The organism is Romboutsia sp. CE17, assembly GCF_012317385.1.
Lineage (GTDB): Bacteria > Bacillota > Clostridia > Peptostreptococcales > Peptostreptococcaceae > Romboutsia_E.
Window position 1 is genome coordinate 1,739,077 of the sequence record NZ_CP051144.1, and the last position, 21,448, is coordinate 1,760,524.

Sequence of the window (21,448 nt, forward strand, 5' to 3'; positions counted from 1 at the left end):
TTGTATGTAATACATTAATGCGGTAAGGAGAAAGTTATGGATAAAACTAAAAGTTATATAATGAAAAATAAGTATCTCATACTTTCATTTATAATTCCGATAATAACAGTATTAATAGGATATAAAGTAATAGGAATATATCCATTTGGAGATAAATCTATATTAATTTCAGACCTAAATGGTCAATATGTAGATTATTATTCTGCACTGTACGACATACTCAGAAGTGGTGACTATACAGAGTTATTATATTCTTGGAATATGGGGATGGGGTCTAACTTCATAGGTCTAATTGCGTATTATTTATCTAGTCCATTTACATTTTTAATATTGTTATTTCCTAAGGAAAATATAATAGATTCATTATTAATAATAACATTAATAAAGATAGGTATGGGTGGTCTTACATTTTCCATATTTATTAAGTATTTGTATAAAGAGTCAAACATATTTACAGTTATATTCTCAAGTATGTACGCTCTTATGGGGTTCAATCTAGTATACTCATTTGATATTATGTGGCTCGATGCAACCCTTATGTTGCCTTTAGTTATAATAGGCATAGAAGAAATTGTTAAAAAAGATAATTGGGTAGTGTTTTTTGCAGCGATACTTATAACATTTATATCTAATTTTTATATGTCATATATGGTTGGAATTTTCTCATTTATATATTTTATAGGAGTATATTTTTCTAATTATACATTTAAGAAAGATATTCCATTATTTATAAAGAAATTTGCCTTATTTATGAAAGCTACTCTTTTAGCTATTGGTAGTTGTGCAATATTACTTATACCAACCTTCTTTGCTCTTAAAAATGGAGGTATAGATACTGTTAGTACTACAAGTATATTTGACCTAAAAGATATAATATCAAAATCTGTACGACTTATGAGTAAGTTTTTTGTAGGAGCATATGATAGCTTAACCACAACTAGAGGAACTGCAAATATATATAGTGGGATAATAATTTTTCTATTAGTTCCAGTATTTTTTGTAAGTAAAGAAATAAGCAAAAAAGAAAAAATTTCAAATGCATTAATTATTACATTTTTACTTATAAGTTTTGTTGAACCATATACTAATTTAATGTGGCATGCATTTGACAAACCAACTGGATTCCCATGTAGGTATTCATTCTTACTTTCATTTTTATTATTATCAATTTCATTTAGAAGCTTGATGATTCTAATAAAAAATAAAAATATTAATATTAATAAGATAAGTATATTTGCAATTGTATTTATATTGACTCAGTCAATCATAGTTTTATCACTTAGATATTATAAATATCCAAACTGGAGTTATATAAGTGATATATCTATAGTTTTAAGTTTAGTGTTTATAGTTATATACTCTCTTTTATTAAATAAATATAGTAGAATTAATATTAATAGAGGTATGTCTATATTAGCTGTATTTATGGTAATTGAAATGATATGTAGTACATCTATGATTTTAAGTGGTCTAGATAAAGAATTAAAATATAAAAATAAAGACGGATACGAAGCTATTAACAAATTTGGTGAAAATATACAATTAATTCACCAACAAGATAAAAGTTTTTATAGAATTGAAAGCGATAATATAAGAACTTTAAATGATTCTTTAAATTTAAATTATAATGGAATTAGGCATTTTAGTTCTATGGCAAACAAAGATCTACATAGATTTTTAAATCAATTTGGATTTGCTAATTCCTCTTTTGATCTTGCTATTAGCTATTATGGCTCAACTCCAATTTCAGACTCATTATTAGGTGTAAAGTATATAGTATCTAATGATGAAAAGCCTCAAAACTATAAGAAAATCTTAAGTGGAAAAGAAAATGAAAATATTTACTTAAATAAAGAGGCTCTACCTTTATTATATACTGTAAATAAAAATATCTTAAGTTTAGGCAGTGATTATAAAAATCCATTTGATATGCAAAATGATATGTTAAATCTTATGGCTGGAAATAATTTAGATAGTTTAGATTATAAGAGATATTTTAAAAAAGTTAATATTGATAATATAGAACTTAAGAATTTAAAAAAAATTAAGAAAAAGAATTCTACTCTATATAGAAAAATAAATAAAAAAGATAATGCATATATTGAATTTAACGCTAGAAATATTGATGGTGAACATATGTATTTATTAATACCGCCAATTAGAAGAACAAGTATGGATATATTATTAGATAATAAATACGTTGATTCTTACGGTGGATATTATAGTAATACTATTTTAGATCTCAAATTAAATGATAAAGAACAAGTTAACGTTAAGTTACTTCTTAATAGAAATAGTATAGATATAGAAGATATATATATTTATAGCTTTGATTATAATACATTTAATAAAAGTATAAATAAGATAAAAAATAATAAAGTAAGTAATTTAGTTGTAAAAAATACAGAAGTAAGTGGAACCATCTATTCTGAAAAAGACGATATTTTATTTACAAGTATACCTTTTGATCCAGGTTGGAAAGCCTATATTGATGGCAAAGAAGTAGATATCGATCCTATAGATAATGCATTTATAAGTATCAAGTTGGATGAAGGTACACACGATGTAAGATTTGAATTTATACCTAAAGGACTTATATTAGGTGTATATATTTCTATATTTACTTGGTCATTATTAGTAATTATGTATATACTTTCTAGAAAAAGAAATAAGCACAATACTAATATTGAAGAATTCAATAACTTAACTAAGAAGATGATAAGTTAGAGTAATAAAGTATAAAAAGGAAGGGTTATATCTTATTTTGATATCCCTTCCTTCTTATATTTGCATTTATCCTTAATTCTACTCTATCTAATTTTATTTAAATACAAATACTTTAATAAGTATTTTATTGTAAATTTACCTTATTAGTTAAGACATCATATCCTGTATATGCTAATGCTAGAGCTGCAACTAATAATCTCTCATGACCAAGTGAAGTTACTGTAGCCTCAGCTAACTCTCTACTATGTCCAGCTACATGACAATCTGAAATTCCTATATATGGATGTATCGTTGGTGTTATATGGCTTACATTTCCTATATCACTTGAACCTGCTGATTCTTTGTCCTTAATTTCTGTTATTCCAAGAGCTCTTAAGTTTTCATTAAATGCTTCTGATAAATTTTCATTCGTAACTAAATTATCATAAGGTAACTCATATCTTTCCATACTAAGAGTTGCACCTGTCATTAGAGCCGCACCTTCTGCTATTTTCTTTACTTTTTCTAATACATCTTCTAATGTTTCTTTTGTTGCTGCTCTAAAGTAAAATTGAGCAACAGCCTCATCTGGAACTATATTTGCAGCTGCTCCACCATTAGTTATTATTCCGTGCATTCTAACATCTGGTGTAACATGTTGACGTAAGGCATCTATTCCATTAAATAATTGAATAACACTATTTAAAGCATTTATTCCTTCATGAGGGCTAGCTGCTGCATGAGCTGTTTTTCCTTTATATGTAAATTGTAATGGATATAGCGCTATAGTATCTCCACTTCTAATTGTTTCACTTGATGGATGTACCATCATAGCACAATCTAATTCATCAAATACTCCATTTTCAGCAAATATAACTTTTGCTCCATCTGTTTCTTCGGCAGGAGTTCCGTATACTATGATACGGCCTCCAACTTCATCTAATATTTTACTTAAAATTACACCTGCACCAGCCGACATTGGACCAATCATATTATGACCACATCCATGACCTATTTCTGGCAATGCATCATATTCGCATAAATATCCTATTGTTGCACCTTCTTTTTTACTATCATAAGTTGCTCTAAATGCTGTTTTTATATTTAAAAATTCTCTTTCTACAGTAAAATTATGCTCTTCTAAAAATGAAGTTAATGCTTCTACTGCTTTAAACTCTTGATTTCCTAATTCTGGATTGTTATATATATATTCACTTATTTCTGATAATCTATCTTTTATTTTTTGTCCTTCATTAAATAATAATTCTTTCATATAAATCTCCCCTTTACTTAATTAATTCCATCCAATTACTTTAGCTATTGTTATAAATACGATTCCTAGTACAAATAATATCCCTTGTAAAGGTAATATCCACTTAAACCACTTCGTATAAGGAATTCCTGCAATCCCTAAGCAAGCTATTAATATTCCTGATGTTGGGAACATTGCATTTGAGAATCCATCCCCAAATTGGAATATTAATACAGTTAACTGACGAGATATTCCTATTAAATCTCCAAGTGGAGCAAGAATTGGCATAGTTAATGCAGCTTGCCCTGAACCTGAGCTTATAAAGAAGTTTATAAACATTTGTATTGGCAACATTAAATATGCTGCAAGAATTCCTGGTATACTTCCTAAGATTTGAGATAGATTAAATAAAATAGTATCTATTATACTAGCATTTTCAGCTAATATTACTATACCTCTTGCAAACCCTAACATAATTGCAGCACCCATCATATCTTTTGCGCCTAATATGAAAGCATCTGCCATTTCATCTGGACTTAACTTTCCTACTATACCAGCTAAAAAACCAGTTGCTAAGAATACTGCTGCTATTTGTGGAATCCAAAACCCTTTAGCTAATACGCCCCAAATAATTATTCCCATACAAGCTGCAATCAAAAATAATATTATTTTATGAGATAATAAGAAATTATCATCTTCACTCTCAAAATTAGATAAACTTTGACGTTTTTTCTGATCACTCTCATAAACAGGACTTAGTTTTTGATTTTTCTTTATTTTACTAGCATATATCATAACAAATGCTACAGCTATAATTGTTGATACTAACCATACTATAGTTCTATACTCTATACCTGAGTACATTGGTATCTCTGCTATTGACTGAGCTATACCTACATTAAATGGATTAAGCATTGCTGCTGTAAATCCAATATTACATGCCAAGTAAGTAATAGCTACTGCTACTATACTATCGTATCCTAATACTAATGTCAGCGGTACCATCATCGCAATAAACGGTATTGATTCTTCTGACATCCCAAATATTCCTCCACCTAAAGAGAACATAAAGAATATTATTGGTATTATTAAAATTTCCTTTCCTCTAAATACATTAACTATACGAACTATTCCAAAGTCAATTGCCTTTGTTTTTGTAATTATATTAAAAGCACCACCTACTATAAATAAAAAGGCTATTATCTCTGCTCCTCCTATAATTCCTTGAATAGGCGCTTGTAATACATCAAATACTCCCTGTGGCTTACTAGCAACATATTTAAATGAACCATCTACAACTAATGTCTTTCCATCAGCATTTACTATTTTTTCATAAGCACCACCTGGTACTATATATGTAGCCACTGCAACAAGTAGTATTATTGCACTTATGATTACTAGGGTATGTGGTACCTTAAACCCTTCACTAAATTTTTTCTTAGATACTCCTTTGTTTGACTGTTCTAAATTCATTACTATCACTCCCTATCTTATAATTGCCTATAAAAAAAGTCTTGAGTGAAGCAAATCATTCAAGACTATATTATTTATTAATATATTTATAAATCGAGATGTTTTAGTAACTCAAATTTAAAATAATAAATATATCTATCATGATAGCTCCCCATAAATAAATTTATGACAGTGTTATGTATATTCTACATAACCCCAACTATATAGTCTTAAAGCTGTTGACTATATGTTTCGGCGGTTTTTCCTTTGGGTTTATTTCATTGCTCGCTTAAGCTCTATAAACTTACTCTTAAACACCGCGACCTCTATCTCTTTTTATACTATTTTTATTAGAATATATTATATGGTAAAATTTTCAATTTGTAAATATATTTTTTCAATAATAAATAAATTCAGATTTTTTCTAATTTAAACAAGTATCTAACTTATTATCTAATATATTTTTATTATAAAAACATATGGATTTTTCTTTTATTTTATATTTCTTAATTTAATTAAGTTCATATATCATTATTTTCTAGATAATTCTTTCACTCATATATAAAATTTATATAAATTTTAGTTATATAAGTTTAATTTCTTTCATACTCTGATACTAGCTAGTACTTTAACTAACTAATAAAGGAGGTAGTACTTTGAAAAAAAATATTTACTTTTTAGCAACCTTATTATCTTGTAGTTTAATATTCTCAGCTTGCTCAAACAAAGACTCTAAGGAAACTTCAGATAAAAATATAAATCAAGATCAATCATCTCAAGTTGAAGTGATTTCACCAGACTACATTACTAGTGATGATCAAGAATCTTCTGAAGTAATTGCAACTATTTATGTTTCTGATGTTGAAAGCGATTCAATAGTTGATAAAAAAGTTAAAGTAAAAGAAATAACATCTGAATGTCTTTTAGATGAACTAAAAAATGAAAATATAATTACATCTGAAACAACTATCAACGAATTTACCACTTATGAAGATAGTGATGAAGAACTAATTGGTGTACTTAATTTATCAAAAGAGTTTTATGACTTTAATTTAGGATCTGGATTTGAATACATGATGATTAACTCTGTTGCTAAAACTTACATAGAAAATTTCAATTTAGACAAATTTAAAATTTTAGTAGACGGTGAAGAATATGAAAGTGGACATATATCTATAGATAAAGATGAATACTTTACAAAAGACTCTTTAAAGTAAATAAAAAAGTATTACTGACATTACAGTAATACTTTTTTATTTATTCTAATTTATTGCCTTATATTATATTAAATAAAGTCTAATATTTCTAATATTTCCTTTGCAACGTCTCTTTCTTTTCCTATATAAGGATATGAGTGAATATGAATTGCAGGATTAAAATTAAGTTCAATTATTGCATATTGCGAACTTTCATTAGTATAATCATCTATCATCATATCAACACCACAAATATTAGCTCCTATAGCTTTAGATGCCCTAACTGCTATATCTTTAAACTTTTGAGGTATATCATCAGTATAATCAATACTATCTCCACCTGTGCTAATATTTGAATTTTCTCTTAAATATACAGTTTCATCTTTTTTAGGAATATAGTCAAAATCAAGACCTCTATGTTTTAAGAATAATGCAGCACTCTCATCTAAATTAATTTTCTCCAAAGGAGTCTTATATCCTTTTCCCCTTAATGGACTTTGATTTTTGATTTCTACTAATTGTCTAATAGACTTTTCTCCATCACCAACTACATTAGCTGGGACTCTGTGAAGTATTCCTACAACCTTATCTCCTATAACTAAAAATCTATATTCTTTACCACTTATAAACTCTTCAACTAAAACCGTATTATCATATTTAAATGCAATCTCAAATGCTCTTTTTATATCTTCTTTATTAGCACCTTGAGGGAATATACTTATTCCTGTTCCAAAATTAGTTGACTTCGGCTTTATAACTATTGGCTTATTTATAAAGTTATCTATTTCGCTTATTGCATCATCAATATTATCAAATTCACTTCCATCTGGAACTTTAATATCATTTATTTGTAATATCTTTTTAGTAACTACCTTATTTTCCATAGCGAGAACAGTTATATAATTATCTTTTGATGTTTTTGTTGCTTGCTTTACATACTCTATTTTATTATCTTTAGTAAGAGATATAAAATTATCACTTCTATCTATTAACTCAGTTTTAATACCTCTTTTAATTGCTTCTTTCATTAAAATTTGAGTTGATAATTCTAAATCTTCATATCCCTCTAGTTTAAATCTGTTGTTATATGCTAACTCTTTATACTCTTTAGCAAGGTTTAAATGAGCATTTATATATCCTTCTTTTTTTATCTTTTCAATCATTTTATAGGTATAAGTTTCTTTATAATCTTTAACTCTCTTTATTATATTATCTATTATTTTATCTTGTCCTAATTTAAGTTCATCATTTATAACTTTAATTTTATTTAAAATTTCAAGACCCCATTCTATCTTTGATATAGTCTTTCCATCTTTAATTAGATTAACATCTTTTTGACCTTGAGTTGCGATTATATTCTGATTTTTTAGTGCTTCTTGTTGCCAATATTCATAATTACTTTCATCTTCAATTAATAAAAATAAATTAAATACATTCATAAAATGTAAGTCATTTAAAGCTATTCCACCTTTTTCAAATGGGTTTATATCTATACTCCTATATTCTAAGTAATTTATACCATCGTTCATTAAAGAATTTAATAAGGACTTAGGATCTTTTGCTTTTAACCTTATTGGAGCATATAACTCTCTAGGTGTATCTATTAAATCTTCATCTATAAACTTATTAATACTACCAACATAATCCTTAACACTATTATAATTTGGGAATAAATCTATTTTATTTTTATATCCACATTCACTATTTCTATAAGATAATGCTCCTTCATTTGAAAAACTATCTTTTGATATTTCTTCAAGCTGTTTTACACAATCTTCTTGATAACTTTCATGTACAACACCTGTACATCCTAAAAGGTATATAAGTAACCATCTATAACGAAGATAATTTCTTGTAACTTTTAAGTATAAATTATCTTTAAAAGTTTTATAGTCCTTTAATTTATCACTATTTTCATATAGCTTTTTTATTATATTTTCATTAAATGAAAAATTATAGTGTATCCCTGATATTAACTGCTTTTTACCGCCATATTTTAAAAATAATTCTTCTCGATATTCTCTAGCTACTTTTCCTTCTTCACATCCACAAAACTCTGCTATTGGTATATCTTTATCCTCTGGTATTATAGCTGGCATAGATTGTGGCCATAAATATTCATCTTCAAGCTCCATAGCTACTATGTCGTAAAGTGCATTTAAAAATTTATAAGTTTCTTCTGTCGTTGAAAATGCTGGTGTTATTAGTTCTAATTGACTTTCTGAAAAGTCTGTTGTTATATACGGGTTACACATCTTATATCCAAAAACTGTTGGGTGTGGTTTTTGTGATAATTTTCCTTTGAAATCAACTCTAAGACCTTCTCTTTCAACTCCAAAATTACCTTTTAATAATTCTTGTTTAGTAAATAAATTCTTTATTGTCTTAAGCATATCTTTCGTCCTTTCCTACCTTAAGTCTATACATTATATATGATGCAATTCCTTTTAAGATACTTGATACTGAGATACTTAACCATACACCATTTACATCGAAATATTTTATAAATACTAATGCCATAGGTATTCTAAGCACAGTAAATATAATACTTATAGTAGCTGGAATATTTGGCATACCAAGACCTGTAAACATACCATTTGAAACCATCTCAATGGCACTAAATATTTGTGAGTATGCTATTGTTTGTAAATACATACTAGCAATTTTTATAGTAGAATCATCTTTTATGAAAATAGTTACTATATATTCTGGGAATAGTATAAATACTATTGATGTAATAACTGCATATACTATACCTATGTTTAAAGATGTACGATATCCCTTTATAATTCTGTCGTACTTTTTAGCACCAAAGTTTTGACCTGTAAAGCTTGCTATAGCTCCATTTAATCCACCGATTACCATAAATGTTATTGACTCTATTTGAAGTCCTATCTTTTGACCTGCTATTGCATCTGATCCAAATATAGATATTATTCTAGCTAGTATTATATTAACTAATGTAAATAGTATTCTTTGAAAAGACATTGGAAATCCTAATCTTATTATTTCAATAACCTTAGATTTCTCTATTCCTATTTTAAAGTCAAAATTAAATAATCCTTTTGAGTTTATTCTAAACATTATAAACATAACTATATTTGATATTAATGTTGCTATGGCTGCCCCTAATACCCCAAATTTAAACATGTATATAAATATTGGATCTAAAATTATATTTAAAACTATACCTACAACACTTATTTTAAGAGCATTTGAGTTATGTCCATAACTACCAAGAATTCTTATATACATTTGATTAAAGAATGAGAAAAATAGCATTGGGGCACTTACAATTAGATATAAATTAGCACCTTTTTCAACCACTTCATTTCCTAAATTTAAGAAACCTATAAAATACTTACCTGCAAATATAAGAATTAGCGCATATAAAAGACCAAGAATAAAGTTAACAAATATTCCTGAATTTATATATGCTTTAGCCTTATGTTCTTCATTACTTCCTAGTGCATGTGAAACCTTTATTCCAGCTCCTATTACTACAAGTGTATTTATAGAATATCCAAGCCCTATAAAAAAGCTTGAGGAACCAACACTTGCAACAGCATCACTTCCAAGTCCTCCAACCCAAAACATATCTACTATGTTGTAGGTGAATTGTAAAAGTGAACTACCCATTATTGGTATAGCCAATGCTGCTATTACGGATAGTACCTTTCCTTGTGTCAAATCCACTTTTTTCATTTCTTTCTCCTTTATTTATTACTTAATTATATTTTGATATTCTTTTTGTGCTTTGTCTAAATACATTATTAACTAATGCTATAAATATTTTTATAATGTTAATGCATACTATATTTTGATATGTATAGTTATTATTAGATTTTGACCATATTTAATTCGAATTATATCAATATAAGGTCACCATAGATAACATCAACTTTTTTTGATATTTAAAATATAATCGTATAACTTGCATTTTATATATCAATATATCTTACTAATTATTATTTTTAGCATGTTTATTTTGGTACATTATATATTTTCTGTATTAAATATATTACCATATATCAAAACTTAAAATCAATTTTTTTTGATGTTAATTATAAAAAATATTAAAATACCATTTTTATATTAATAAAAAATTAATAAATTTTAACTATATAAAAGTAGTAAAAATAGGAATATTAAATTACTTTAATTTCCTATTTTTTACTACTTTATCTTATCTCAATTTAGTGACATTATATCTAATTACCTAGGTCTTCAAATACTGCTCTAACATTTTACAAGATCCACACCAAGTTTCAAAAAATCTACTACAACTATTCCCTTTTCTATTTCTGTATCAAAATTATTATTATCTATTATTTTTTATATTTTATTTTTCTCCTTAGTTAATTAAAATATATTGTTACCTATCCTTGTTAACATATCTATACCTTTTATCTCTTTATCATACATAGGGACTATAGCTACCTCAGAATTTTTAAAGTCACTCTTTATTTCATCTAGATATTTTTCTTGCATATTTCTTCTATTTCTAAAGAATGGTGTAGTTGCTTGTTCCACAGGTATTATAAGATTTGCTATAACCATTTGAGTTTCAATTCCAACAGTTTTAAGTTCTTCACTAGCTCTATATGCCTCTATTATAGGAGTTTTTTCAGGATACATTACAAAACTAAATGTAGTTTTATCCTTATCCTTCATAGTAGCTATAACTCTGTCAAATTTTTCTTTTTGCTTTTTATCTTCTTCACTTATTTCAGAAGTAACTCCTGCCTTCATTTGAATTTGCTTTGACCAGTCCATTGGAAGTTCTAATAGTCTTAAAGTATGACCAGTTGGAGCTGTATCAAATACTATAACGTCATATTCTTCTTCTGAAGCATATGATATAAACTTTTGGAAGGCTGCCATTTCTTCAGTACATGGAGAATTTAATTCTTCTTCCATAGTAGCTATTGTTGGATCACTAAATTTAGATTTAGCATCTTTTAAAACTATTTCTTTGTATTCTTCAAAAGCCACTTTAGGATCAATTTTTGCTGCATATAAATTAGCGCATCCATCTATTGGTGCTGGATTATCTTCTATTGGCTTATCTAAAACTTTTCCTATGTGATCTGCTGGGTCTGTTGTAAGTAGTAATGTTTTATGCCCTTCGTTAGCAGCTTTAACAGCTGTTATACAAGCCATTACTGTTTTTCCAACTCCACCTTTTCCTGAGAAGAATACATTTCTTACAGAGTTTTCTTTAGGTAATATTAATTTTTTAGCATCTTCATTTTTTTCTATTTTAATATCATCAATATTTTTATATTCTACTTTAGTAGTTTTTTGTGGCTTCTTACCTTCAAATAATATAGAAGCACTTACTCTAAATCTATCTATGCCTTTAAGCTCACTATCAAATAACTCCATAGTATCTATAGGTAAATTCCCAAAGATATCTTTAGCTTTATTTAGATAACTTTGTTGCATTTCATATCTTGATTTAAAGAAGGGTGTCAATGCTTCCTCTTCTGGTATAAACCCATTGATTATAACCTTTGTAGTTGATATTCCAAGCTCACTTAATTCATGTGATGCTCTTATAGTTTCATCTAATGAAGTTAGTTCAGGTTGCATAACAAATATAAAATCAGTTTGAGAAGTATCTCTAAGCTTTGCAATAGCTCTATCGAACTTATCTTTACTATCTTGTATCATAGATACTGGACCCATACAAGTTTGACCACTCCCTTGAGCACTTTCTTCTATATGTTTAGACCAATCTATAGGAAGTTCTAAAAGCCTTATTGTATGCCCTGTTGGAGCTGTATCAAATATTATAACGTTATAATCATCTATTTCCATAAAGTCAATGAACCTATCAAATGATGCCATCTCTTCTGTACATGGTCCACTTAATTGTTCATCTGCTATTCTTATCATTTCTTCATCAAAGATTTCTCTCATTGGAGCAAGTAAATTTTCTTTATACTCATTAGTTGCTTCATCTGGATCTATTTCCATAGCATAAAGATTTTCTATATTATTTATTTTAGTTATTTTATGACCTATTTCTTGTTCAAAAACATCTGATAAGTTAGCAGCAGGGTCTGTTGTTACTATTAAAGTTTTTAGCCCTTTATCAGCATTATAAACTCCTGTAGTACAAGCCATTGACGTCTTTCCAACTCCACCTTTTCCTGAGAAAAATAAAAATTGTGTCATGCTAATAACCTCTTAAACTTGACTTTAATTCATCTAATGTTGGATATGCTCCAGTTTTTATTACTTTTCCATTTAAAACTGTTATTGGAAGTATCTTTTGACCATTTTCTCTTACAAGTTTCCCTACTTCCATATTAGCCATAAACTTCATTGAATGAGTTTGTGGCTGATATCTTTCTACAAGTAATCCTTTAAATTCATTTTTTAGTATTTCTATATTCTCGCTTATTTTTACTAAGTTTTCATCTACGCTAGGACCACAAATCCCTGTAGAACAACACATTGTAGGTTCAAATATTTCTATTTTCATTTTCATCACTCCAATTTTTATATTTAGATTTTTATTTATTTAATAATTTACTTCACAAACCAACTTATCTAATGTTTTAGGTATTTATAGTAAATATCCCCCAATAATTTGTTTTATTTACTTTGAACTACCTTCTCTTATAAGTCTTGCAAAATCATTTGGCAGTATTTCATTATCCTCAATTTCTTTTGCTATTTGTTCAAAATCATAAGCTACCTCAACTATTTCAACTTCAACACTTGAAGAAGTCTTTACTAACTCATCTTCATTTTTTATATCTATAATTACATAGTTTGCATCAGGTCTATTAGTTTTTGGCTTACCAACGCTTCCTGCATTTACAAGTAGTTTTTCACCATAATATTTAGTATATGGTATATGAGTATGACCACAAACTAGTATATCTTCAACTAATTCATTCATAACTTCATCTGCTTCTTTTGAGTTTTCTTTTAAATACTCATTTATAACTCTTGTACTTCCATGTACAAATCTTATAGTTTTGTTGCTAAAAGTAAATACTGCTTCTTTAGGTAAATTTCTTAGATAAGCTTTATTTTCTAGTGTTGTTTCTTGACCTGTAAAATTCATTGAAAGACTAGCTTTTTCAGCATCCTTTGGGTCAGGATAATCGCAGCCACATATTATCTTAAAGTTACCTATTGCTTCATCATAATTCCCCATTATAGTAAGTATCTTTTCTTCTTTAATCCTATGTATAACTTCATTTGGACGAGTTCCATATCCAACTAAATCTCCTGTACAGACTATCATATCTACATTTCTATTTTTTATATCCTCTATTACCTTATCTAATGCATATATATTGCTGTGTATATCTGATATTACTGCTATTCTCATTTGTGTATCCTCCTATTTAGATGATTTTCTTTCGTTTATTTTGCTTATTATATCTTTAACCTTAGATACATTTTCACAATTTAATCCAGCTTGCCTATATCCCATTAAAATATCGTAGTCATTTTTTAATTTTTCATCTTCATCTAATTCATTTTCTAAAAGAACTTTTATAAAACTATATTTATTTAAAGTTTCTTCATCTAGTTTGTAATAAACGTATTTTGCTTCTTTATAGCAAGTCACTATATTTGCATTCATTAATTTACTTAAGTGTCTTGATGCATTAGATTGAGTAATCTCAAGTATCGACTCTATTTCACAAACACACAAAGGCCCATCTCTTAAAATATTTACTATTCTTATTCTAGTCTCATCTCCTAATGCTTTTAACATCTGTACAGTATTCATAACGTCTCCTTTCTCATATTAACATATTCACTTTTAATCATATGATATGTAGAAAAATCTTTTTTGTAAACTATAAAATCAATTTTTTTTGATTTTATTATCGACTATTTTATTATTTATAAATGTATTATCTTCATAAAAATATATATTCTTACCGAATATTTCTAAATAAATATTTATTTAATGTAATTAATAATAGAATATTTGTTATAATATGTGTATAATATTGGAGGTATTAACATGGACAACATAGATTTGATTTTTAAAGCTTTATCTGATCCTATAAGACTAAACATATTAAAAAAACTATATTCAGCTGAAAGTGTTTGTGTTTGTGAGCTAACAGATATATTTGATATATCTCAATCAAAGCTCTCTTATCACTTAAAATTATTACTTTCTGCAAACCTTATAAATAAGACATCTAAAGGAAAATGGAATTTCTACTCTGTTAATAAAGATACAATTTCAAGAGTATTAACTTATGAAATCATTCAAAAATTATTTTTATAAATTTTCTAACCTATCTTTTTAAAATCAAAAAAATTGATACTTTTATTATGTAAATTCTTAATACTTAGGTATTTTTATTTCAAATGATATATCAATTTTTTATATAATAAAAAATAAAACCACTATATATTATTTATAGCGGTTTTATTTTTCTCTTTACATTAATAGATTCTATACTCTATTTTTGTAATATATTATTTTTTGATTGAAAATTAACATAAATCACAATCACAATGAGAACACTTCTTCATAGTATTAGGATGTTGTCCTTTTGGTAGCTTAGCTTTGCAGTTAGGGCATCTCCAAATAATATTCCCAATAACTTTAGCCCCTATATATACTATAAGCGAACCTATAAATATGTAATTATTTCTTAGTATAACTCCTAAAATAGCTAAAAATAAAAACATACATCCTACTAATGATACTATAGCCATTTTATTTATTCTCGATTTAAAACTAATATCCTTCACTACTATTCTCCTTCCAAAAACGTTAAATATTATTATTTTAATTATAACATAGTCTATAATTTTACATCTATCTACATTTTATATATAAACTATATATTTTAAATTAACAAAAAGTCCTCTTTATTAAATAAGAGAACTTTTTGTTAATTTAAATTTATACTAATCATCTAAAACTTATATTAAATATAAATCATTTTTCTGGAATTTTATCTAATATATCAAAACTATATATAATATGGTCAATTACCTCTTCATAAATAGGATCTAAATATTTATCAACAATTACTCTTACATCATAAACTCCTCTCATTCCCTTACTTATAAACAAATAGTTGCAAGTTCCATCTAGTCCTTCTCCACAAATTAATTTACCATTACAGTTTCCATTGTTAAAACTTACAGATTCTATGCATCCCATATTATTTGCTACCCTGTCTAAATCTACACAAAAAGACATATTCTCAGGTATTTCAATTAAAAAAACTTGCATTTTTATATTGAAAATAACATCTCCATCTACAACATCAATAGCTATAGTATCAAAACAATGTTTATTTTTAGACTCTAATTTTACCCAATTTTTTGGCATATCTATTTTATATCCTAAATCACTAATTATGGTTTCATATTCTGTATCAACTATTTTATCAAAATTTTCATTTTCTTCATGTCTCATTTCTCTCAAAAGAGCACCTGACTTCTTGTATCCATTTTTATATGATTTCATCAAATATTCTTTTGAAATTTCTTTGTTTATTTCTGTACCTATACCTTCTTTTAGGAGTCTACCTAACTCATATTGTGCACTTGCATTATTTTTTTCTGCACATTTAATTAAAAGTGGTATTGCATCCTCATAAGCTTCAATTTCCAAAAGATCCATAGCTCTATCATAATCATTAACCATATTCCCCTGATCCTCTAATGCCCTTCTAATTATTTCTTTTTGCTGCTCTAATTCATTCTTTCTTTTTTGCTCATTAAACATTTCTCTAAAAATTTTATTTATAGCCATAGCTTCTCCCCCATATTTAAACTATACTGTCATACTATATTTTATTTTTTTATTTTTTTTATGTTACTAGGTTTTAATTCTTATTATCACCTTTTAATTAAATTTGCTATATCCTTTTATAATTTATATTTTTCAGAAAATTTTAACTATAAAATATTTTTAATATAGTTATTGACTTTCGTTATTGATTACTTTATATTTATATCTACAAGTCAATATTTTAAATTCTGTGAAAAAGATAGTAGGTTAAATGAATTTTATAGAGAGCTAAGGATGGTGGAAGCTTAGCATTGAAATTTAATTGAAGAGAGCTTTGGAGAATATTATTTGAAATAGTAGTATGATAATAGGTGTTCTCGCCTTAAGAGATTGAGTGGATAAAATTATATATATTTTTTTATCAACGAGAGTGGTAACGCGGAAATTTCGTCTCTTGGTTTTATAACCAAGGGACTTTTTTATTTTTATTTTGCAAAATAATATAAATCAAAAATTAATTTTTAATATTAACAAACAATTATTTTAAAGGAGGAAATTATGGAAAAGATGATTAAATCAAGTATAGATTCTCAAAATAGTAATTTATTTAAATTTTTAATCCCGTCATTATTAGGATTATTTTTATTTGTTATCCCAATTCCTTATGGAGACTTAGTACCTTTAGAAGGTCTATCACCCTATAACATAGGTATAGGATTTTTAGCTGAACTAATTAAGATAGCTGGCGCTAATTATTTAGAATATATAGCTTTATTTGTAATAGTTTTATCTGCAGTATTATCTGTTGGTAGCAAATTTATAAATATAAAAAATGAATTCTTAAGGAGTTTATTAAATGTTTCACCTTTTTGGTTAATATGTAGAGTTTTAGGTGCAATTTTTATAGTTATGACTTTATTTGACTTTGGTCCTGAATTTATAAAATCAGAAGTTACTGGAGCTACTATGATAGGACTTTTACCAAGTCTTCTTGCAATATTCTTAGTATCTGGCTTCCTACTTCCATTAATGGTTGATTTTGGTCTTATGGATTTATTCGGAACTATGGTTTCTAAATTCATGTATAAATTATTTAAAGTTCCTGGTCGTTCTGCAATTGATGCTGTTTCTTCTTGGTTAGGAGATGGAACTTTAGGAATAATGATAACTAATACTCAGTACAAGCAAGGTTTTTATACTGCTAAAGAAGCCGCTATTATTTCAGTTTGTTTCTCACTGGTATCTTTACCTTTCTCAACAGTAATAGCTGACCAACTTGGATTTATGCCACTATTTGTTCCTTTCTATGGAACAGTATGCATAGCATCATTAGCTTGTGCTTTAATAATGCCTCGTATATATCCATTGAGAGGATTTACAAATAAAACTTATAACAATGTACCTCATTTAAAAGAAGATATAGTTCCAAAAGGAGTTAACACTTTTAAATTTGGATTAGAAAAAGCTATAGAAAGAGCTAAATCAGCTCCAACAGTTAAGAGTATATTAGTTAATGGATGTAAAACTGTTGTAGATATGTATATAGGATTACTTCCTTTAGTAATGGCTTGGGGAACACTAGCATTAATAGTTGCTGAGTTTACTCCATTCTTCCACATAATATCTATACCTGTAGTATTTATTCTTAACTTACTTCAAATACCAGATGCTGTAGCTGCTGCTCCTGCTGTATTAGTTGGATTTGCTGATATGTTCTTACCATCAATAATGGTATCAGGAAATGACATCAGTCAAGTTACTAAATTTATAATAGGCGTATTATCTATAACTCAGTTAATATACTTAACTGAAACTGGAGCCGTAATATTAAAGTCAGATATACCATTAAAATTAAAAGACTTATTCGTAATATTCTTAATAAGAACATCAATAGCATTACCTATAATAACAATAATTGCAAAATTAATATTTAAATAATAAATAAAAAGACTATTTCTAATTATAGAAATAGTCTTTTTACGTATAATAATCTTATATTGTTTTAATTAAACAATCTATTGTATTTACAGCAGTATTTACTGTAGTATAATATATAAGATAAATAAGTTTAATAATAGGGGGGTTTTATGAATAATTTAATTAAAGAATTAGAAATATTAAAAAATAACTTAGACAACTTATCAGATTTAAAAATATCTACTATTGAACTTGATAAAACTGATTTATTTATAGTGGATATGAACAATGGTTTTGCAAGAAGTGGTGCTTTATACTCACCTAGAATTGAAGCTTTAATTAATCCAATATCTGATTTATCAAATAAGCTATCATCTAAATTAAATAAAATAGTTGCTCTAACAGACAGTCATCCTAAAGAATGCTTAGAATTTTCAAACTATCCAGTCCACTGCTTAGAAGGAGATATTGAAAGTGCAGTAATAGATGAATTAAAATATATAGAAAATATTCAAATATTACCTAAAAATTCAACCAATGGATTCTTTGCCTTAGAAAATCTTAACTTTGATAATGTTGATAACATTATTATAGTAGGTGATTGTACTGATATTTGTATTTATCAACTTGCTATCACTTTAAAAACATATTTTGTTCATAATAATATAAACAAAAATATAATCGTTCCAATGAATTTAGTTGATACATACGATATACCTCAGATACACTGTGGAGATCTATCTAATATCGTTTTCTTTAATAGTATGATACAAAATGGTATTAATGTTGTAAAAGATATAATCCTTGATTAATTAAAAATAAAAGGACTTATCTAATTTCTTAGGTAAGCCCTTTTATTTTAATAATCGTATTCGGTACAACTTTCGCAAAGTACTACTCTTATTTTATTATTAAACATATTCTTATAAGACAGTAAAAATTCATTTAATTCAGCGTCCATTAAATTTATTTTCTTGTTACTATAAAGTATGACTTTTTCTTGATCTATTACTATATCAATATCATTGTTATCATTTTTTATACTTGTACTTATGCAACTTTTAGGTTGAATCTTCATACCGTATCTTTCATAAAAACCAGCAGTCTTTTTTATATTATTTAACTGCTCTTCACTCATGTTACTTGGATCAATACTTCCCATATTTAATGTTGATGGGTCTATTCCAAAATTTTTAAGTTGCTTTTCTACTTCATCTGGATCCATTCCATATCGTTCCATAAACTTCTTTTGAATATTCATAAACTTTTCTTGAGATATATTATTATCATTCATATAATCAAATATTTTTCTTGAAAACTCTGCCATACTCATTCTTCCATCCATTACAGAAAAATATAAATTATATATATATTGCTCAAATTTATCTACATCAGTATCTTTAACTTTATTTTTTAATTCATTAAAATCAATTATTCTATCATCAGACATATCTATTCCTCCTAGTAAAAATTTTACTTGTATAAAATTATAACATATTTACGACAAATAAATATATATTCATACCTCTTATTCTAAAATTAATTTTCTACATTATTTATAATTAAAAAAATTATAGGAGGATATTTATATTATTTTTTCAAACTTATAATTCCTATATCTGCTTTTACTATACACTCTACTCCTAAAGGTACCGTTACCATTGGTGCACAATGTCCAGATTTCAAATTATATACAGCTGGTTTTTTATATTTATTAGCAATTTCTCTTAGTAATTCTATTAAATCACAATCACTTTCACTACTTTTTCTACAGTCTGCAAAATCTCCAAATATTATTCCTTTACAATCCTTAAATTTATTCGCTAAGTCTAAATGGTTTAATAATCTATCAACTCTATATATATATTCTCCTATTTCTTCTATGAATAATATTTTATCCTTAGTATCAATTTCATATTCAGTTCCCAAGGTAGAAGCAATTATTGACAGATTGCCACCTATAATATTTCCTCTTGCAGTTCCTCCATATAAAGTATTTATTTCTATATTTTCTGGGTTTTTCACTAGCATTTCCTTTTTAAAATTTAATGCCTTAATAAGTGAATTATATGAAAACTCATCCCATGTTGTAGATTTATTTGCCATAATTCCATGATAAGTTACTAAATTACATTTTTGATTAAAGGCAATATGGAGAGCTGTAATATCTGAAAATCCTATAAATATCTTAGGATGAGTTTTAACTATTTCATAATCTATCATATTTAAAATTCTAGTAGAGCCATATCCACCTCTTAAACACATTATGGCATCTACTCTATCATCTAAAAACATATTTTCTAAATCACAAGCTCTTATTTCATCATTTCCTGCTAAATATCCTCTATATCTTAAATTACAACTTCTTCCTATCTTAACTTTGTATCCATAAGACTCTATAGCTAATTTTATTTCTTCAATTGTAGACCCTCTTAAGTCACCTGCAGGAGCTATTATCCCTATAGTATCCCCCAAATTTAAAGTTTTAGGTAAAATCAAATTAAACTCCTCCCCCTAATTTAGTATCTATTTAGTCATAATTATTCTATACTTAAAATTAAGATGATATTACTATAAAGTTTTGAGTTCAACTTTGTTTTATATAATTTTACCTTTTTATGGTAAACTAATATATAGTATCATTAGCTTAAGAAGGGGGTGTTAAAATATCTAATAAAAATAAAATTCCTTTTTGGGAGATAATTTATTTAGCATTATTTATATTTTTATTCTTTGTAATATCATTTGTTCTATTTACTTTTATCGGTATAGGTTTCTTATCTTTTTTAGGATTTGAATATAGTTCAGTTGGCTCTGTAATATTATTCTTTGCTATATATTTCTTAATAGGAAGTCCTATTGATTTTTTATGTACCTCTTTATTAGATGTTTTTAGATATGTTAATAGACTACCTTATACAATCTATAAAATTATAGAATCCTTATTGGATATAACTCTAACTTTTATTACTATGGCCATAATTGATGTATTTATGAATTCCATAAGTATTCCAATTCATACTGAAATATTATTTGCTATACTATCATACCTATTATCGCAATGTGTAGATTTCTTTGATAAAGATACTAATTATGAGAACAGAAATTCTAATAACCATGATGAAAATGATATTAACAAATAAAAAGGAAGTTTCACAAAATATCCTTATTTTTAGGAGATTT

Annotated in this window: 18 protein-coding genes, 1 riboswitch and 1 other annotated feature; of the genes, 6 read left to right on the forward strand and 12 right to left on the reverse strand. The window is 26.6% G+C overall.

The annotated features are described in order from the left end of the window. Positions 1-36 precede the first annotated feature (36 nt). Complete coding sequence (locus HF520_RS08330) at positions 37-2,727, forward strand: YfhO family protein (protein WP_168573583.1); 2,691 nt, start codon at positions 37-39, stop codon at positions 2,725-2,727. Positions 2,728-2,851: 124 nt separating this feature from the next. Here the strand turns inward: HF520_RS08330 and HF520_RS08335 are convergent, their stop codons facing one another. Both HF520_RS08335 and HF520_RS08340 read right to left on the reverse strand, forming a co-directional pair. After that, positions 2,852-3,979: a M20 family metallopeptidase gene (locus HF520_RS08335; RefSeq protein WP_168573584.1), complete on the reverse strand. Its 1,128-nt coding sequence runs from the start codon at positions 3,977-3,979 to the stop codon at positions 2,852-2,854. 21 nt (positions 3,980-4,000) lie between these two features. Continuing rightward, positions 4,001-5,431 (reverse strand): YfcC family protein, encoded by a 1,431-nt coding sequence (locus tag HF520_RS08340; protein ID WP_168573585.1) that lies wholly within the window; start codon positions 5,429-5,431, stop codon positions 4,001-4,003. A 136-nt stretch (positions 5,432-5,567) separates the two neighbouring features. Continuing rightward, a riboswitch (Lysine riboswitch) is annotated at positions 5,568-5,747 on the reverse strand. A 319-nt stretch (positions 5,748-6,066) separates the two neighbouring features. On the opposite strand from HF520_RS08340, the gene HF520_RS08345 reads away from it, so the two are divergent. Continuing rightward, positions 6,067-6,627 (forward strand): GerMN domain-containing protein, encoded by a 561-nt coding sequence (locus tag HF520_RS08345; protein WP_168573586.1) that lies wholly within the window; start codon positions 6,067-6,069, stop codon positions 6,625-6,627. Positions 6,628-6,695: 68 nt separating this feature from the next. On the opposite strand, the gene gshAB is transcribed toward HF520_RS08345, so the two are convergent. The 6 genes from gshAB to HF520_RS08375 all read right to left on the reverse strand — a co-directional run bounded on the left by gshAB (position 6,696) and on the right by HF520_RS08375 (position 14,368). Next, positions 6,696-8,999, reverse strand: a complete 2,304-nt coding sequence (gene gshAB, locus HF520_RS08350; protein WP_168573587.1) for a bifunctional glutamate--cysteine ligase GshA/glutathione synthetase GshB — start codon at positions 8,997-8,999, stop codon at positions 6,696-6,698. Beyond that, positions 8,992-10,311, reverse strand: coding sequence for an MATE family efflux transporter (locus HF520_RS08355; RefSeq protein ID WP_168573588.1), 1,320 nt, complete (start codon positions 10,309-10,311; stop codon positions 8,992-8,994). Before HF520_RS08355 ends, gshAB begins: the two co-directional genes overlap by 8 nt. A 657-nt stretch (positions 10,312-10,968) precedes the next feature. Next, positions 10,969-12,789, reverse strand: coding sequence for a TRC40/GET3/ArsA family transport-energizing ATPase (locus HF520_RS15250; RefSeq protein ID WP_168573589.1), 1,821 nt, complete (start codon positions 12,787-12,789; stop codon positions 10,969-10,971). A 1-nt stretch (position 12,790) separates the two neighbouring features. Then, a complete protein-coding gene (arsD, locus tag HF520_RS08365; protein ID WP_168573590.1) occupies positions 12,791-13,099 on the reverse strand; it encodes an arsenite efflux transporter metallochaperone ArsD in 309 nt (102 codons plus the stop codon). 117 nt (positions 13,100-13,216) lie between these two features. Then, on the reverse strand, positions 13,217-13,960 hold the full coding sequence (locus HF520_RS08370; protein WP_168573591.1) for a metallophosphoesterase family protein: 744 nt from the start codon (positions 13,958-13,960) through the stop codon (positions 13,217-13,219). A gap of 12 nt (positions 13,961-13,972) precedes the next feature. Continuing rightward, positions 13,973-14,368, reverse strand: a complete 396-nt coding sequence (locus HF520_RS08375; RefSeq protein WP_168573592.1) for an ArsR/SmtB family transcription factor — start codon at positions 14,366-14,368, stop codon at positions 13,973-13,975. 240 nt (positions 14,369-14,608) lie between these two features. Between HF520_RS08375 and HF520_RS08380 the strand changes: the two genes are divergently transcribed. Further along, on the forward strand, positions 14,609-14,881 hold the full coding sequence (locus tag HF520_RS08380; RefSeq protein ID WP_168573593.1) for an ArsR/SmtB family transcription factor: 273 nt from the start codon (positions 14,609-14,611) through the stop codon (positions 14,879-14,881). Positions 14,882-15,093: 212 nt separating this feature from the next. Here the strand turns inward: HF520_RS08380 and HF520_RS08385 are convergent, their stop codons facing one another. Beyond that, positions 15,094-15,354 (reverse strand): hypothetical protein, encoded by a 261-nt coding sequence (locus tag HF520_RS08385; protein ID WP_168573594.1) that lies wholly within the window; start codon positions 15,352-15,354, stop codon positions 15,094-15,096. A 190-nt stretch (positions 15,355-15,544) separates the two neighbouring features. Beyond that, on the reverse strand, positions 15,545-16,369 hold the full coding sequence (locus HF520_RS08390) for an SEL1-like repeat protein (RefSeq protein WP_168573595.1): 825 nt from the start codon (positions 16,367-16,369) through the stop codon (positions 15,545-15,547). A 220-nt stretch (positions 16,370-16,589) separates the two neighbouring features. Beyond that, positions 16,590-16,806 (forward strand) — a binding site (T-box leader). 100 nt (positions 16,807-16,906) lie between these two features. Between HF520_RS08390 and HF520_RS08395 the strand changes: the two genes are divergently transcribed. Both HF520_RS08395 and HF520_RS08400 read left to right on the forward strand, forming a co-directional pair. Beyond that, positions 16,907-18,286: a YjiH family protein gene (locus HF520_RS08395; protein ID WP_243155130.1), complete on the forward strand. Its 1,380-nt coding sequence runs from the start codon at positions 16,907-16,909 to the stop codon at positions 18,284-18,286. A gap of 149 nt (positions 18,287-18,435) precedes the next feature. Continuing rightward, positions 18,436-19,077: an isochorismatase family cysteine hydrolase gene (locus tag HF520_RS08400; protein WP_168573596.1), complete on the forward strand. Its 642-nt coding sequence runs from the start codon at positions 18,436-18,438 to the stop codon at positions 19,075-19,077. Positions 19,078-19,124: 47 nt separating this feature from the next. Here the strand turns inward: HF520_RS08400 and HF520_RS08405 are convergent, their stop codons facing one another. Both HF520_RS08405 and HF520_RS08410 read right to left on the reverse strand, forming a co-directional pair. Continuing rightward, on the reverse strand, positions 19,125-19,715 hold the full coding sequence (locus tag HF520_RS08405; RefSeq protein WP_168573597.1) for a DUF3867 domain-containing protein: 591 nt from the start codon (positions 19,713-19,715) through the stop codon (positions 19,125-19,127). Positions 19,716-19,855: 140 nt separating this feature from the next. Further along, positions 19,856-20,764, reverse strand: a complete 909-nt coding sequence (locus HF520_RS08410) for a S66 peptidase family protein (RefSeq protein ID WP_168573598.1) — start codon at positions 20,762-20,764, stop codon at positions 19,856-19,858. A 239-nt stretch (positions 20,765-21,003) separates the two neighbouring features. Here HF520_RS08410 and HF520_RS08415 point away from each other — a divergent pair, with 239 nt between their 5' ends. Then, positions 21,004-21,408: a regulatory YrvL family protein gene (locus tag HF520_RS08415; RefSeq protein ID WP_243155234.1), complete on the forward strand. Its 405-nt coding sequence runs from the start codon at positions 21,004-21,006 to the stop codon at positions 21,406-21,408. Positions 21,409-21,448 lie beyond the last annotated feature (40 nt).